Annotated in this window: 20 protein-coding genes; 14 read left to right on the top strand and 6 right to left on the bottom strand. The window is 35.3% G+C overall.

Annotated elements, in window-relative coordinates:
• Positions 1-770, top strand: a 770-nt coding sequence (locus tag PSF31_RS10300; RefSeq protein WP_272683192.1) for a TonB-dependent receptor domain-containing protein, incomplete at its 5' end; no start/stop codon positions are given.
• 65 nt (positions 771-835) lie between these two features.
• The gene (locus PSF31_RS10295) at positions 836-1,609 is read left to right on the top strand and encodes a TonB family protein (RefSeq protein WP_164561037.1); all 774 of its coding nucleotides are present in this window, start codon (positions 836-838) and stop codon (positions 1,607-1,609) included.
• Between the two features lie 125 nt (positions 1,610-1,734).
• Here the strand turns inward: PSF31_RS10295 and minE are convergent, their stop codons facing one another.
• From minE to minC, 3 genes are read right to left on the bottom strand one after another with little or no spacing between them, the layout of a single operon-like run.
• Complete coding sequence (gene minE / locus PSF31_RS10290) at positions 1,735-2,016, bottom strand: cell division topological specificity factor MinE (protein ID WP_004254951.1); 282 nt, start codon at positions 2,014-2,016, stop codon at positions 1,735-1,737.
• A gap of 3 nt (positions 2,017-2,019) precedes the next feature.
• The gene (gene minD / locus PSF31_RS10285) at positions 2,020-2,835 is read right to left on the bottom strand and encodes a septum site-determining protein MinD (protein ID WP_004254944.1); all 816 of its coding nucleotides are present in this window, start codon (positions 2,833-2,835) and stop codon (positions 2,020-2,022) included.
• A gap of 23 nt (positions 2,836-2,858) precedes the next feature.
• Entirely contained in the window at positions 2,859-3,560 is a 702-nt protein-coding gene (gene minC / locus PSF31_RS10280) for a septum site-determining protein MinC (protein WP_096863697.1), read from the bottom strand.
• 129 nt (positions 3,561-3,689) lie between these two features.
• Here minC and PSF31_RS10275 point away from each other — a divergent pair, with 129 nt between their 5' ends.
• From PSF31_RS10275 to PSF31_RS10245, 7 genes are all read left to right on the top strand, one after another.
• Entirely contained in the window at positions 3,690-3,959 is a 270-nt protein-coding gene (locus tag PSF31_RS10275; RefSeq protein ID WP_004254941.1) for a YcgL domain-containing protein, read from the top strand.
• Between the two features lie 48 nt (positions 3,960-4,007).
• Positions 4,008-5,096 carry a lytic murein transglycosylase gene (locus PSF31_RS10270; RefSeq protein ID WP_094963082.1) on the top strand — a complete coding sequence of 363 codons (1,089 nt, stop codon included), beginning with the start codon at positions 4,008-4,010 and terminating at the stop codon, positions 5,094-5,096.
• 19 nt (positions 5,097-5,115) lie between these two features.
• Entirely contained in the window at positions 5,116-5,772 is a 657-nt protein-coding gene (locus PSF31_RS10265) for a fumarylacetoacetate hydrolase family protein (protein WP_096863698.1), read from the top strand.
• A gap of 20 nt (positions 5,773-5,792) precedes the next feature.
• Complete coding sequence (locus PSF31_RS10260; protein WP_096863699.1) at positions 5,793-6,233, top strand: YcgN family cysteine cluster protein; 441 nt, start codon at positions 5,793-5,795, stop codon at positions 6,231-6,233.
• A 30-nt stretch (positions 6,234-6,263) separates the two neighbouring features.
• Positions 6,264-6,386 (top strand): hypothetical protein, encoded by a 123-nt coding sequence (locus PSF31_RS10255; RefSeq protein ID WP_004254926.1) that lies wholly within the window; start codon positions 6,264-6,266, stop codon positions 6,384-6,386.
• A gap of 324 nt (positions 6,387-6,710) precedes the next feature.
• Positions 6,711-6,920, top strand: a complete 210-nt coding sequence (locus PSF31_RS10250; RefSeq protein WP_094963080.1) for a hypothetical protein — start codon at positions 6,711-6,713, stop codon at positions 6,918-6,920.
• Positions 6,921-7,227: 307 nt separating this feature from the next.
• Positions 7,228-7,461, top strand: coding sequence for a putative hemolysin (locus tag PSF31_RS10245; RefSeq protein WP_094963079.1), 234 nt, complete (start codon positions 7,228-7,230; stop codon positions 7,459-7,461).
• A gap of 673 nt (positions 7,462-8,134) precedes the next feature.
• Here PSF31_RS10245 and PSF31_RS10240 read toward each other — a convergent pair.
• Complete coding sequence (locus PSF31_RS10240; RefSeq protein ID WP_164561036.1) at positions 8,135-8,272, bottom strand: hypothetical protein; 138 nt, start codon at positions 8,270-8,272, stop codon at positions 8,135-8,137.
• A 796-nt stretch (positions 8,273-9,068) separates the two neighbouring features.
• Between PSF31_RS10240 and PSF31_RS10235 the strand changes: the two genes are divergently transcribed.
• From PSF31_RS10235 to PSF31_RS10220, 4 genes are all read left to right on the top strand, one after another.
• Positions 9,069-9,689, top strand: a complete 621-nt coding sequence (locus PSF31_RS10235) for a fimbrial protein (protein WP_036957782.1) — start codon at positions 9,069-9,071, stop codon at positions 9,687-9,689.
• Positions 9,690-9,808: 119 nt separating this feature from the next.
• Positions 9,809-10,510: a fimbrial biogenesis chaperone gene (locus PSF31_RS10230; RefSeq protein WP_004254911.1), complete on the top strand. Its 702-nt coding sequence runs from the start codon at positions 9,809-9,811 to the stop codon at positions 10,508-10,510.
• Between the two features lie 9 nt (positions 10,511-10,519).
• Complete coding sequence (locus PSF31_RS10225; protein WP_096863700.1) at positions 10,520-13,003, top strand: fimbria/pilus outer membrane usher protein; 2,484 nt, start codon at positions 10,520-10,522, stop codon at positions 13,001-13,003.
• A complete protein-coding gene (locus tag PSF31_RS10220) occupies positions 12,994-13,989 on the top strand; it encodes a fimbrial protein (RefSeq protein ID WP_096863701.1) in 996 nt (331 codons plus the stop codon). The genes PSF31_RS10225 and PSF31_RS10220 overlap by 10 nt, the downstream gene beginning before the upstream one ends.
• A 191-nt stretch (positions 13,990-14,180) precedes the next feature.
• Here PSF31_RS10220 and PSF31_RS10215 read toward each other — a convergent pair whose 3' ends face one another.
• Complete coding sequence (locus PSF31_RS10215) at positions 14,181-14,492, bottom strand: helix-turn-helix domain-containing protein (protein ID WP_004254881.1); 312 nt, start codon at positions 14,490-14,492, stop codon at positions 14,181-14,183.
• 688 nt (positions 14,493-15,180) lie between these two features.
• On the opposite strand from PSF31_RS10215, the gene grxB reads away from it, so the two are divergent.
• Positions 15,181-15,819, top strand: coding sequence for a glutaredoxin 2 (gene grxB / locus PSF31_RS10210; RefSeq protein ID WP_096863703.1), 639 nt, complete (start codon positions 15,181-15,183; stop codon positions 15,817-15,819).
• 77 nt (positions 15,820-15,896) lie between these two features.
• On the opposite strand, the gene PSF31_RS10205 is transcribed toward grxB, so the two are convergent.
• Positions 15,897-16,334: an META domain-containing protein gene (locus PSF31_RS10205; protein WP_094963074.1), complete on the bottom strand. Its 438-nt coding sequence runs from the start codon at positions 16,332-16,334 to the stop codon at positions 15,897-15,899.
• Positions 16,335-16,345 lie beyond the last annotated feature (11 nt).

Genomic DNA, 16,345 nt, shown 5'->3' with positions numbered 1-16,345 from the left:
TGCCAAGTATCTTTGAAGACACTATTGGTTTTTCGGGGGGAAGAGAGCCGAATTACACGCCACCGGTTTATTTGCCAGAACGCAGCCATACGATAGAACTGGGATATGTGCGTAATTTCCAAGGTCTCGTCGCGGCAGAAAACCATGCTGATTTACGCATAAACTACTATAACACGGTTGTTACAAACGCATTTGATAGGAACTACAGGTTAGTCTTTACGCAGGTTGATAAACATAACACGGCCGGTTTGGAACTGTTGGCGCGTTATGATAATGGCTGGGTATTCGGTGACTTAGGTGTGGATTACCGCTTAAAAAATGAGGTTTGTGATGAAGTTTCATTGATGGTAATGGATCCCTATAACCAATTTGGTGGCTCAGAGTGTACAACAGCAGGGTTCCCTGGCGGCTATTTGCGTACTCAATTGCAACCTAAGTACAGCATTCATGCCAACCTAGGTTTGCGCTTCTTAGATGAACGTTTAGAAGTGGGTAGCCGCATGCGTTATCACAGCAAAGCAAAAAATGAAGATGAAGCGGAAATGATGGATAAATACCCGTACCAGTATGCGCCATTAAACAATGACCCGATGAGTTGGAATGCCGTTTTTACCGCTGATGCTTATGTTAATTATCAGTTTAATAAAGACCTATCATTTGAATTATTAGCCACAAACTTATTTGATGAATATTATATAGACCCATTAACCCGCAGTATGATGCCTGCACCGGGTAGGACTGTGCGTTTCAATGTAACAAGTCGCTTCTAAAAGGGATCCCCTTCGCTGATGCCGCTGTATTTTAGTATTGGCGAAGGGTTGTTAGGGATATTAAAATGCTTACTTTACGTTTTAATTTTGCTGTTATGGTTTCTTTATTATTCCATTTTGGCATCGTTTTTTATTGTTTAAGTATAGAAAAAACACGTTCTGCACAAATTTATACACCAATACAAGCAGCTATTGTTTCTGTTTCATTGATGCAAAATGTAATTGAAAAGCAAGCAAACGATACAATATTAAATAATAAGCTATCAGGGGGCTTACTTGCTGAATCACAACAAAATGAAAATGCAGTAATTAAAGTTGCTAATAAAAAAAGTTCACATAGCGATGAAAATAAAATTTCTGATGATCAGAAAAAAGTCATCAAACAGAAAGAGGAAAAACAAACTAATAAAAAGGTTACTCAGCAGAAAGAGCCGCAACAAAAAAGTGAAAAAAATGATGATGTAAAACAAGAGCAGCATGTGGGGAAAAACGATAATCAATCTAATGCGGCAGGCCAGAAGGGAGCACAAAGGACGACCTCGGTAGGAAATGCAATAGATTCAACTTATCAAAGCTATATTGATAAATTACGTAGTGAAATTGAACGACATAAACGTTACCCAAGAAAAGCGAGAAATACCAATATCCAAGGAGTTGTAAAAGTAAGTTTTCAACTTTCCTCATTAGGGGAAATTACGATGGTGCGTATAGTTAATTCCTCAACACATAATACGCTCGACCAAGCTGCGTTATCAGCTGTACAGAAAAGCCGCTCAGTAGGAGCACCGCCAGAAGGTTTAAAAAAACTGATAACAATGGAAATTAAATTTGAATTATAAAAGGAATAGGTTTTTCCTTTAGCGAAATCATCATGTAACCATTTGATTAATTGGGCTAAATCATAAAAAGTAAGCCGCAAGCTATTGCATGAAACAAAAGTTAGACAGCGGCTTTCTTTCACGAATTATTTTTCTGTTGTCGTTTTTATGTCGTCACCTTCTGGCAACGTAACGTTTAGTTCAAGAACAGAAATATCATCCCCTTTTTGCTCAAATTGCACTGATAACATCTCAGGGTCAACTTGGACATACTTACAGATAACCTGCAAAATATCTCTTTTCATATCTGCAAGATATGGGGGCTCGCTATCACCACGGCGGCGTTCTGCAACGATGATCTGTAATCGCTCTTTTGCGATATTCGCTGTCGTTTTTTTTCTCGACAGAAAGAAATCCAATAAAGCCATTATTTACCCCCCAAATAGGCGTTTTAAGAAACCTTTTTTCTCTTCTTCAATGAAACGGATAGGGCGATCTTCACCTAAAATACGTGCAACACAATCATCATAGGCTTGGCCTGCATCAGACTCTGTATCCAGAATAACGGGTTCGCCTTGGTTGGAAGAGCGCAGTACAGATTGGTCTTCAGGAATAACACCGATCAAAGGAATACGCAGAATTTCCAGAACATCTTCCATGCTTAGCATATCACCACGCGTTACACGGCCTGGGTTATAGCGTGTTAGCAATAGGTGTTCTTTAATTGGTGCTTCGCCTTTTTCTGCGCGGCGTGATTTTGACGCTAAAATACCCAAAATACGGTCTGAGTCGCGAACAGAAGAAACTTCTGGGTTGGTAGTAATAATAGCTTCGTCAGCAAAATATAGTGCCATTAAGGCGCCACTTTCAATACCTGCGGGGGAATCACAAACAATAAAATCAAAACCAAGATCGTCACTTAATTCGTCAAGAATTTTGCCAACGCCTTCACGAGTTAATGCGTCTTTATCGCGTGTTTGCGAAGCAGGTAAAATAAATAAATTCTCGGTGCGCTTATCTTTGATTAAAGCCTGATTAAGGGTTGCATCACCTTGGATAACGTTTACGAAGTCATAGACTACTCGACGTTCACACCCCATGATAAGGTCAAGGTTACGTAGGCCGATATCAAAATCGATCACTACAGTTTTGTTCCCTTTTTGTGCCAGGCCAGTAGCTATGGCCGCGCTTGAAGTGGTTTTACCAACGCCACCTTTACCTGAAGTCACTACAATTATGCGTGCCATGAATAATTCCTTGTAAATAAGGTCTAATTTAAATATTCGATGTTAAGTTTGTTATCAACTAAACAAAGTTTAGCTGCTTTGGCGAGAAATTCAGCAGGGATTTGATCGCTCAGCCAATATTCACCTGCAATTGAAACCAGCTCTGCTTGCAAATGAGTACAATAAATCTGACTTTCAATATCGCCGGAGGCTCCAGCTAATGCACGGCCTCGCATCACGCCATAAATATGGATATTACCATCTGCTAATAGTTCTGCACCTGCACTAACATTGCTTGTGACGATCAGATCACTATTTGGTGCATAAATACGTTGTCCAGAACGAACAGGGGTATTGATAATACGAGTTTTACGATATAAAGGTTCAGCTTGAACTACAGCAGCCGGGGGTTCAGGCTGAATTTCAACAGGTTTTTGGCTTTTACCTTCGCTTAATATTGGTAAACCCGCATCGTTTGCTTTTTGTCGCATTTGTGGGTCAGTACATCCACTGATACCAACAATACGTAATCCCGCAGAAATAACAGATTTATGAATACTCTGTAAATCTGCACTTGGGGATAATTCAGCAATGTTAATCACGACAGGAGCATTTTTAAAGAAATCAGGAGCCTGATTTACTTTATCTTGCAGCGATTTTTTGATGAGTTTAGGCTCTTCACTGTATAAGTGAATAACTGAAAGAGTAAAACTGCTGCCTTTAAGTTCTATTGGCGATTGTGGCATCTATCCAGACTCAGCAAATTAAAATTTCCGAAACAATCCTCGGGTGAAGATATTCTGTAAAACAATAGCATGTTATAGTTACTGCATACTTCAAGCAAGCTAATGAACTAAGAAAAAGAGTTAAATATAATGATTTGTGCAATTTATAGAAGCCCTAAGCGTGACCAAACTTATCTTTATATTGAGAAGAAAGATGATTTTTCACGTGTTCCTGATGAATTATTAGCCCAATTTGGAACACCTCAATTTGCTATGCTCGTCTCATTAGATAAGCGTGAAAAGCTTGCCAATGCTGACTTGGCAAAGGTTAAATCTGATCTCATAGAGGTTGGTTATTACCTACAATTCCCACCTCCGGTGGAAAATTTGCTTTCAGAACACAAAGAACTGAATAACTAGAGCAAATTAAGAAAATCCTGAAAAGCAATAACACTCTGGAGGAGACGAATGAAACCAACGTTATTATATACATTAGTCGCTGGTTTGTTTTTAACAAGTTGTTCTGCAACGCAGAACGAATCAGTTGTTACTCAACCGATTACAGTAGAACAAAATGCGGCTATAGCCCAAGAAGTCGTTGCTTTAGACAAAGCATTCCCTATTGAACAACGTGAACCGTCACAATTTCCTGCTTATGTGGAATTACTGAAAGAACATGCTATTACTCAGGGGATTAAGCCAGACACCATTGAACGTGCTTTTGCTAATGTTCATTTTATTGAGCGTGTTGTGAAAGCAGATAAAGGCCAACCAGAGAAAAGGGCGACGGTTACATTAGCAAGCTATTTAAAAAATGTACTCCCACAATCACGTATCAATGCGGGCTATGACAAATATTTAGAAAACAAATCCATTCTAGATGCTATCAGTGATAAATATGGCGTTCCACCTCAGTTCATTGTTTCGTTATGGGGACTAGAAAGTGGTTTTGGACGTTCACAGGGTAAAGAGGATGTGGTTTCAGCACTTGCGACATTGTCTTTTGAGGGGCGAAGAGAAGCGCTTTTTAGCAAACAACTTTTAGCTGCGCTTGAGATAATGGATAAAGGCTATATTCCAGAAGATCAACAACTTAAAGGTTCATGGGCTGGTGCTATGGGCCAAAGTCAATTTATGCCAACCTCCTATTTGTCCTACGCAGCGGACGGTGATGGTGATGGAAAAATGGACATCTGGAATAATAAATCTGATGTATTTGCATCCATCGCTAATTATTTGTCAACAGAAGGTTGGCAAGCACAATTGCCATGGGGTTACCAAGTTAATTTACCTGCAGATTTTAATAAAACGTTGGAAGGCGTAAAAGCGGAACAAGGGAAATCTGTCAGTGAATGGCAGGAACTAGGCGTGGCATTACCTGCATTTGCTCAGTTACCTTCAGACGTAAAAACGTGGGTGGTTATCCCTGATGACCCTGAAGGCAGGGCATTTTTAGTGACTGAAAATTTCCGTACCATTATGCATTGGAACCGCTCATATTATTTTGCATTGAGCGTATGCATGATGGCAGATGGTATCGCTAATAAAATAAAATAACGATAATAGGAGTACTATTATGTATCAACATCGTGACTGGCAAGGTGCGTTACTTGATTTTCCTGCAAATAAAGTTGTTTGTGTTGGTAGTAATTATGCAAAGCATATAAAAGAAATGGGGTCTGCTACACCGGAAGAGCCCGTTATTTTTATTAAACCAGAAACTGCTTTGTGTGACATTACTCAATCAATTGTTATTCCAAAAGACTTTGGTTCTGTTCATCATGAAATTGAGATGGCAATTTTAATTGGTATGTCATTAAAAAATGCGGATGAAGACCGTGTATCACGCTCTATCGCAGGTTATGCAGTTGCATTGGATTTAACCTTACGTGATTTACAAGCTAAATTTAAGAAAGCTGGTCAGCCATGGGAAAAAAGCAAATCATTTGACGGGTCATGCCCAATTTCGGGTTTTATTCCTGTCAGTAGCCCGAATGATTTACAAAATGTTCAGCTTTCTTTAGAAATTAATGGTGAAGTTCGCCAAGAGGGCTCGACGCGTGATATGATCACCCCAATTTTACCTCTGATTAGCTATATGTCCCGTTTTTTCACATTGCGTGCAGGGGACGTTATTTTAACGGGAACACCTGAAGGTGTTGGCCCATTAGCTTCTGGTGATATGCTAAAATTATCAATTAATGATCACTCGCTGACTACTCGGGTTATTTAAGTATAGGATTAATAAGTATTATGTCGCAGTTCTGGCAAGTTAAAACTTTAGATGAAATGACGGATGAAGAATGGGAATCTCTTTGTGATGGTTGTGGGCAGTGCTGTTTGCACAAGTTAATGGATGAAGATACTGATGAAATCTATTTCACTAATGTCGCTTGTAATCAGCTAAATCTAAAAACTTGCCAGTGTAAGCATTATGAAGACCGCTTCAGTTATGAAGCGGATTGCATAAAGCTTAATCGCTATAACTTAGAAACGTTTGGATGGTTGCCAAGTACTTGTGCTTACCGTTTGTTATTAGAAGGGAAAAGTCTCCCAGCTTGGCATCCATTAAAAACAGGGTCCAAAGCGGCTATGCATAATGAAGGTGTGTCCGTTCGCCATATTGCTGTCAGAGAAATTGATGTGGTGGACTGGGAAGAACACATAATGAATAGGCCTATGGGTAAGGGATAGTAATAAATCCTCAATATACAATAAATTATTATGGAAATTTCGTTACTAACAGTAGGCTTAGCTGCCATTCTAAATATTGCTATTTTACCTGCGATGATTTCTTTTTTTGAAAAATTTAGCCAAGCGGCATTGATGATGTTTTATACGTTTTAATCAATGTATTATAGTGCTTTGAATAAAAGTAGACAGTAATAATCATCATGTTAAAACTGGGTGTGATTATTTATCCTATTAATAATAAGAATACTTATAATTAATACTTCATATTACATCTAATTACGAGTTTTTCTGACTTAAAACTTTAAGTGCATAAAAAATTATCTTTATAATTGATCATTAACCAGTATTTTCCCGCTATGGCTTAAATTACAACATTTTTTATTTAAGAAAATATTGTAATTTGTGACCTCTCATTTTGCCTTTCTCAAGATACTTCGCTAATCTATTTTTAGTAAATACAAATGTAGGGGGATGGAAATGAAAACATTCGGTGTGGTACTCACAATTATTGGCCTCGTTACTGCGATTATTTCTTACAATATGGATGTAAGCATTCCTATTGTTTATGGGGAAAGTGTGAAAGATATGGGCCTGGCATTTGATAGACAGAATTATATTATTGGTAGTTTGTTAGTCGCATTTTGTGGTGTTTTAATTGTCCTATTTGACAATAAAAGACGGAAGTAAAATAGGCTTTATGGCTTACAAATAGATATATAGTCATAAAATGTTAGCTAGTATTATTTGATATAATCCAGATATTGATAGATATAAGTAAGATGCCAATAATTACTCTTAGAGGTAAACATGGCAGGCTGACAGTTGAAATTTTAAGTAATAATGCTGATAGACTAAAGTAATTTATTGACTGCTGTTGATGAAGTTTTGAACATTAAATGCGATGTTGTTTTATTTATGAATAAAAAACAGTTTATATTAGTTTCATTCCGTTATAATAAACAAACATTCCAAACTGACCTAAAAAATATTTCTTATGAAGAAAGTACTTGTATTAGCTAGTTTAGTGCTCATTTCTGGATGTGTTTCCAATAAAACCGAAATAGAGCCTAAGGCTGTAGGCATGGCAAATCCAGCATCAGTATATTGCGAACAAATTGGAGGGACTCTGGAAATTGTAGATACAGCACAAGGGCAGGTAGGTTACTGTATTTTACCATCAGGTGAAAAAGTTGAAGAATGGGCTCTATACCGTCAGAAAAAACACTAATCAATCATTCACTTCTTGATTACCACAGCAAAAATCTTTTGCAAGATTTTTGCTGTGGCTCCAATCTAACAGTCCCAATCCAACAATTTTTCTATTTTAGCTTAATCATTTCTTGAAATTAGCCGATATTACTACCTGCAATATATGTGCTTTTATCAGCTGATCAACTAGATACCTATGTTTATGTACACGTGAAATTCTTCGTAGACACATTATGCGGGGGGGGGGGGCATATTTTGATGGCCTTATATGGATTTTGTAAGGGTGTCATCATATTTTTATGGCAAATTATTGATATAAAATATTTTTATCTATTAATGTCTCATAATCGATAATTTGTGGTACTAAAATAGAAACAGCTACCTTATGTTATGTAATTGCTAAATAAATTAGGCTTATTAGAGCGATTGATTTACTAAAACGGCGCTAAACTGTCCGTGAATAGAAAAATAATAGGCAGATAAAGCGTCTTTTATCGATGGCTTTTTGGTTTAGATCACACTTTAACACTCATAGTGAGTGATTTAGGAATATTCTTAATGTTAAAATTTGCCGTATAGATCACATTTTCATAGAGTGTTCGTTTTAAGAAAACACTCTTATTTTCATATGGTTAGAAAATGAGAAAATTGACATAACACAGGCTATAGTTTGTACAGTTAATCATGTTTTCTTATTCTATATCAAAAATAATGATAATTTTTTTTAACATAGGTTCGACTAAATGATTTGACATTCTATTTTTTACTTCAATAAGAAGTTGAATGAATAAAGGATTATATTGCGATTTTATCACTATTTCTTCTTTCATATTTATTTCCATCACTCCATTTATTTTTTAATTTAGATTAAAATCGATATTTACCTCGCTTAAAAACATATTTTAAAATTAAAATAATGACTAAAGTTGATTGTTGATATAAAAGAATATCTATACACTCATAATGAGTGAAATTGATATTCAAGCATAATAATTCGGAATTCAATATTTTTAATTGTTTGGAGTGACATATCTTTACAGATCAATAATCATTAATTTAATTAATGATTTTGCCCTAATTAGATACTCTGTAATGGATTAATTTTATAGTGATAATGTGAGATAAAGTGTCAAAATGTAAATGAAAACATATATTAAATCTAAATATAATGAATTTTGCTGTTTTTGATAATCTGTATTTTTGAGTTTTGTTGGTTTTTAATTTTATATTTAAAAAAAATTAGATATTAAAAACTAAATCTTAGGCTTTTCACGAGTAAATTAGTGAATATTGAAAATCAAAATACTCAATCAATGCTTGTTATTTAATAGCCTGTAGCTATCAAAAAATAAATTAGCGATGAAAAAAACGATTTAATAAAACTTAAGTTATTATGTATCCTCTCTTCGAAATCATATAGAGCATATGGTTATAAATTCTAAATAGGACTAATTAAGAAATATATTTATTTGCATTAAACGAATGGTTCAAAGTGAAACGTAAGCCATAAGTCATACTCAATGTATGATTAGGCTTTTGTTTGTATTTTTTACCTAACAATAAAACAAAAACTTAATCAGTTCTTTTTAATGTAAAAAATAATTACCCTCATATTAGGAAATGAAAATGAAGAAAGTACTACTGACTGCAGTTGCAACAACTATTATTGGGTTATCAACAGCTAACGCTGCAAGCACCAACGTTGGTGGCGGCCAAGTTAACTTTCACGGTAAAGTAACGGATGTTTCTTGTACTGTTTCTGTTGATGGACAAGGTAGTGATGCTAGTGTTTACTTAGCACCAGTATCATTAACAGAAGTACGTGACGGTGGTGCAGATGCATTGTTAAAACCGAAATCTTTTGTTATTGACGTAACAAACTGTGTTGCAGCAGATGTTAAAGATGTTGCTAATGACTCCGCTATTGATAAAACACTATTAAACGTTAACTGGACTGGTGGTAACTTACTGCAAGGTGCATCAGGTAATTCAGAAGGCTACTTAGCAAATACTGAAACTACAGGTGCTAAAAATATTCAATTAGCACTTTCAACTGATGATAGCTCTGACTTGTCAGGTAAAATTATTCCTGGCAATCCATCTCAGAAAAAAGTTAAAGGTGATTTGACTAAAGTTGAAAATGGGGCTCGTTTCCAATATTACGTTGGTTACGCAACTTCTACACCTAAAGATGTAACAACAGGTGAAGTTAAAAGTTATGCAACTTATGAAATCACTTACCAATAATAACTTAATAAGCTAATTTCTTATTAGTTTTAGTTACGTAAGTAATCTTTAAATATTAACTTAATCAGCTTTACTATGATAAGCGGTAGGTATACTGCCGCTTTTATTTTGAGGATCAAATGAAAGCAATAGTATTTATCTTCTGCTTCATTTTCAGTACGCATTCATTTGCTAATAATATTATCGTTAATGGTACACGGTTTATTTATCCTGGAAATGAAAAAGAAATTACCGTGCAATTAAATAACACTGCCGACCGTCCTGCAATTGCACAGGCGTGGCTTGATACAGGTGATGCGTCAGAAACACCGGATACGATAAAAACACCATTTCAGATTACACCGCCAATCTCTCGTGTAGAAGCTAAAGGTGGACAAACTTTACGAATTAAATTAATGGATAAAGGAAGCATTCCTCAGGATCGCGAAAGCTTATGGTGGTTGAATATATTAGATATTCCTCCTATGGCTAAAGCTAAAGAAGGCGATAGTCAGAATGTATTGCAATTAGCGATCCGCTCTAGATTTAAATTCTTTTATCGGCCAACAGGCCTGAGTAGCCGTGAATTAGCGCCAGAGCAACTTGTTATAAAAGCAAATGGGAAGAGTATTATTATAGATAATCCGACACCTTATTATATTACTATTACAAAAATTTCAACGGATGGTAAATCTGGGTTGAATGAAAAAACAATTTTATTAGAACCGAAATCTCAAATGATAGTTGAATTAAAACAAGTCGTAAGGTCAGGAAGTCATATCGTAATTAATAATATTAATGATTATGGTTCAGATATTTCGGTAAAAACCACCGTTAAATAGGAATATATAATGAAACAGCGAGAGTTAATAAATAAATATAGCAATACGCTCTCTGTGACTTGCTTTGTCACTGCATGCATAGTGCCTACGTTTTATGCTTGGGGTGAAGAAGATACAACCTATGAATTTAATAGTGGTTTTATTATAGGTAGTAAAGAAGATGTTGATTTAACACGTTTCAATTCTTCAGGGATCAGTCCCGGAAAATATTCAGTTGACGTATATACAAATAACAATTGGAAGGGACGCTACGACCTTAATTTTGAAGAAGAGAAAAGTGGTCAATTAGTAGTCTGTTATACACCACAAATGCTATCTGATTTTGGTATTAATATTGAAAAACTAAACCCTACAGTTAGTAAAGATAGTAATGCTTGTTTACCATTAAAAGACTGGAATGACCAAAAAGACGTCGTTGATACATTTCATTCTTCTACATTGCGTTTAGATATTTCTGTTCCGCAAATATATGAACAGAGAATTTCCCGTGGTTATGTTTCTCCCCAATTTTGGGAAACGGGAATTCCTGCACTAAATATCGGTTATATGGCTAACTATTATGATAACCATACTAGTGGTTCAAAAGGAACTAATAACGCCAGTGCTTATTTGGGGCTGAATGCTGGTCTAAGCTTTGATGGATGGTTGCTTAAACATATTGGAAATCTTAACTGGCAACGTCACGATGGAACGAATTGGAATAGTAATCAAACATATCTGCAAAAACCAATAACCGAACTAAAGTCAAAAGCGACAGCAGGACAGTTTTATACAGATGGTGATCTCTTTGACAGTATTAGTTTACGGGGCGCAAAAATAGCAACAGATGACAATATGTATCCTGATGGAATGTCAACATACGCGCCTGAGATTAGGGGAATAGCACAAAGTAATGCTTTAGTAACGGTAACGCAAAATAATTCTATTATTTATCAAACAACAGTTGCGCCAGGACCTTTCAGCTTAACGGATGTCTATCCATCAGGTTACGGAAATGATTTAGTTGTAACGGTAAAAGAAGCTGATGGAAGTGAAAGCAGCTTTAGCGTGCCATATTCTTCATTAGCACAGTTATTACGTCCTGGTTTTACACGTTATCAAGTTTCTGGTGGTAAAGCGGATGCGGATGGACTGAGAAATCGTCCATTTATTATGCAGGGTACTATTCAGCATGGTTTAAATAATACATTTACGCTATATGGCGGCGTCACTGCATTTGATGATTATCAAGCCTACTTAGTAGGTACCGGTGTTAACACAGGGTTTGGTGCAATTGCTGTAGATTTAACTCAGTCGAGAACGGCATTCAAATATAAAACAGAAAATGGGCAAAGCTACCGTTTAACTTTTAGTCGTTTATTTACTCAAACTGATACTAACTTAGTGCTAGCTGCTTATAGGTATTCAACGAAGGATTACTATAACGTCAGCAATGCATTATATGCGATAGATAATGATAAGCGTGGCGTAGAGAATACTTTAGGACGTGAGAAAAATGGTTTCAGCTATACAGTAAATCAAAATCTTCCTGATGGTTACGGTGGGATTTATTTTACGGGACGTATTTCTAATTATTGGGATAAGTCGGGGACAGAAAAGCAATATCAATTAAGTTATAACAATAACTTTAACCGTCTTTCTTATGGTGTCGCATTTATGAGAGTTTATGCAGATAATACGAATAATAAAAAAGATGATCGCATTAACATAAACTTTAGTTACCCACTGTATTTTGGCGAAAGTCAGAGTGCAACACTGACCTCAAATACGACATTCAATAATGAAAAATTTGGCTCTAGCCAAATCGGTGCGAGTGGTGCATTCGATAGGGATAATAATTGGACTTATGGCGTAAATACCTCTGTTGCAAACGGTGGACAGAAGAATATTGGTTTGAACACAGGTTACCGTACACCATTTGTTAATACGAATGCGAATTATAGCCAAGGTCAGGGATATCGTCAGTTCGGTCTTGGCGCAAATGGTTCGGTTATTGTGCATTCTGAGGGCGTAACATTAACACCGAATACTTCAACAACGATAGCTCTGATCGAAGCGAAAGGAGCGGAAGGCGCATCAATCATGGGGGCACCTGGAACTCGTATCGATGGAAATGGTTATGCTGTTGCTCCTTATGTTAGGGCTTATCGTATTAATAATGTAGAAATTGATCCGAAAGGAAGTCCTGAAGATATTGTTTTTGAAAATACGGCCACACAAGTCGTTCCTTATGAAGGAAGTATCGTTAAGGTTAAATTTAGTACTAAAGTCGAAAAAAATATTGCATTTAATGTTGTAAGGCCTGGAAATAAACCATTGCCATTTGGGGCTAACGTTACTGATATAAATGGTGAATCCATAGGTATCGTTGGTCAAGGTGGAACCGTATTTATTAGTAGTGAAACTGCAAACGTTGCAATTATAAAATGGGATAATGGGCAGTGTTCATTTTCTTTAGAAGCTAGCAATAGTAAGGAAATTTTATGTCAATAACGAAACAAATTCGCTTGTATATCGGAGTTGGTGTGTTTCTTACCGCTAGTTACGTTTCTGCGTATTGTGATAGAACCTCAACTCGGACATATGTATTAAATATGCAGATGGGGAGGGTCGTGGTAGACCCTAACTTAAAGGTTGGGGATACTATTGCGGAGCAAACTTGGGATATGCGGGAAAATTCAAGTGCAATATATGCATATTGTACAAGAAATACACCGATAACGGCTTCGGTTACTATGCCAAGTTTAGTTCCAGTAGGAAATAAGGTTTACCAGACAAACGTTCCTGGAATTGGCATGAAATTCCACCGTGAAGGTGCAGTGAGAATGACGTATCCGGATACATTTTATGCCCCTAGATCAAGTAATTATTATCTTGCGGGATCAAAGTTTATTTTAACTTTAGTGAAAACCGCTCCTGTTACAGGCTCAGGAACTATAGCTAGTGGCCTTTATACATCTTATGGGTACATTCCAAATAATAACCCATTTTTGATCACTAAATTAGATGCTGAAGCGATAACAATAGTTTCTCCGTCTTGCCAAATTGAAGGGGGAAGCGAAAAAAATGTTTATCTTGATCCAATTAAACGTTCACAATTAAATGGTATTGGAACAACGGCAGGTGAAAAAGATTTTGATATTCGCTTAATATGCAGCGGTGGTGTCAGTATTTCTGGTTTTGCAAATGTTAATATGACTTTTAGTGGTGATATTCCAAAAAACATGAATAATCGACAAGGTGTTTTGGTTAATCAAAATAAATCCACCAGTGGAGCTGCGGGAGTTGGTATACAAGTTTTAGAGCGTAAGACTAATAAATCACTTATGTTTAATGAAAAATATAAAGTTGGAAATTTAGTTGACCGGCAAACAAAATATCTTGACTTAAATTATAAAGCTCGTTATTACCAGTATGAACGAACAATCTCTGCTGGAGAAGTGAATTCTAAAATGGTTTTCAATATTACCTATGATTAAAATATTATATATAAAATTTATTGCTAAAACCATTAGTTAATTTTATGAAATTTAAATGTATGGCTAATCTTCATATAGAGGATTAGCCTTTTTACTTTTATAGTTCTAAAGAAAGTGAAGTACAAATAACACGGGATAGAAATGTCTATGTTACTTGCATTTTATTTATATAAATTAATTTTTTATTTACATTAAAAGTTATCTTTAGAGGGGGCAATGACACTTTCAGCTGTATATATTAGCTCTTGGTTGAGTTCATTAGATGGTTCATTTTTATTTGATTTTGAATTGCTTACATAACCTTGGAAAAACCATTCAATAGGGCAATTTAATGCTTCAGCAATATCCACTAAATGATTAATTGGAATTTTGTTAATACCATTTTCATAACGAGATATTTGCTGTTGACTTAAATTTAATTTATCAGCTAAATTCGCACCTGATAGACCGAGCTCTTTTCTCCGGTTTTTTATTTTTATACCAATTATAGTATGAATGTCCATATGACATCCTCAATTTATATGAAAAGTTGTTATTTAATGCACTTAATTCAAATTACGTTTCATAGTATATTAAAAAATAAATAGATTTAAAAGTTTTAATGAACATAATTATGATGAAAATCGCTATTTTTAGTTTGGTTATTTACAATAAGATAGCATTGTTTTTAATGTGGTTATTGTTGTTGAATAAGTAAAAATATCTATCGTTACTATTTTTCATAGCGAAAAATATAAATTTTAAATTTCCTTTATAGTTATTTTGTTTTATTTTTCTTTAAAATCAAATTATTGCATCCTTGTTGTTGTGATAAAATTATCAGGAAGCAAGGTTAATATATCGTTACGGTATGTTAATTTTTTGTTTTTTTACTTAATTTTCACTTAAAGTATTTAGTTATTAAAATTAAAGGTAAAAAATAAATCAATGATATTTATGACATATTAATTTAATTGATATTAACTCAATGCTTAAATCATCTTAAATGATTACTCTGTTAATGGAACTTCTTCATCAGACATAATATGCCACGACCTAGATTTTATTATTGAGATATTGTGCACTTTATTATATATATTTTTCCTCGCGCTAAACAAATTTTTACAAGCGTGATAAGGCATAAATGTGGGTACTCAAGTATACTGTATAAAACCTATTGGCACTTTCATTACCAAATTAGTGAGGTCCACAATGAAATTGTATATTTATGACCACTGCCCATTTTGTGTTAGAGCTAGAATGATTTTTGGTTTAAAAAAGTTAGCAGTAGAGCAAATCGTTTTATTCGATGATGACATAGAAACGCCAACAAAAATGATAGGTCGAAAAATGTTACCTATCTTACAAAAAGACGATGGAAGTTATTTACCTGAAAGCTTAGATATTGTTCATTATGTAGATAGCATTAATGAACCTAAATATGCAGGAGGAAACATAACCCCTGAAGTAGAGGCTTGGTCTAAAGCGGTTTCTGCTGTGGTATATAAGCTTGTGACACCACGTTTTACACAAACTGATTTCCCTGAAATTAGTACAGCAGAAGCGAGGGCGGCATATATCGCTAGAACATCAAAATCTTATGGTGACTTAAACGAGTTTAAAAAAGAAACTCATACGTTGCTAGTTGAATTAGAGCCCCAATTGTCTTTATTAGATGAGTGGTTAGAAACACGTGGTGAAGACATTGATATTAATGATTTTATTATTTTTCCAACCTTACGTAGTTTGAGTATAGTTGAGCACTTATCGTTTAGCACAAATATTCGGGATTATATGGAGCGAATTGCAAAAAACTCGAATATTAACTTGCTATTTGATCAGGCGAAATAGCCTATTTGGCTGCCAGTTCAGTGGGTTATGGCAAACGTATACCGCCTCTAAAAGAGGCGGTTGTACAGGATAATTCATTAATGGACGTAGTCACGTAGTGTATAAACTAATTTGTAATGACCTTGAATTAATACTAGCTGGTTGTTGTTTAATGAAATAACTGCGCCATCAGACAGTACTCGATTTATCATTGAATCCCATTTAGATAAATCTTCATCAACACATTCGAGTTCAGTTTTACTTAAGTTTTTTACGGTAATTTTTGCGTTTTTGATATTGCCAAATCCGTTAAAATCATTACACATTGATGCAGAAACAAACATTTTCTCGCCAAAAGCAAGGGAAGGTACAGTTTGCTTGCTACTAATCGTCTTACCATTCACTTCAGTTAAAATAAAACGATGATGCATCAACTTATTTTCAAGTGCTTGGTCATCATTACGCGCATTGACTTGATGAGTTTGGCATGCTGCTAGCAATAAACCCAAAATAGTAAGTGGAATTAGGCGTTTCATGGTTCCCGATC

The organism is Providencia sp. PROV156 (assembly GCF_028480905.1).
GTDB classification, from domain to species: Bacteria; Pseudomonadota; Gammaproteobacteria; order Enterobacterales; family Enterobacteriaceae; genus Providencia; species Providencia hangzhouensis.
The sequence above is the reverse complement of the archived record's forward strand: the minus strand, read 5'-3'. Positions and strand labels throughout refer to the sequence as shown.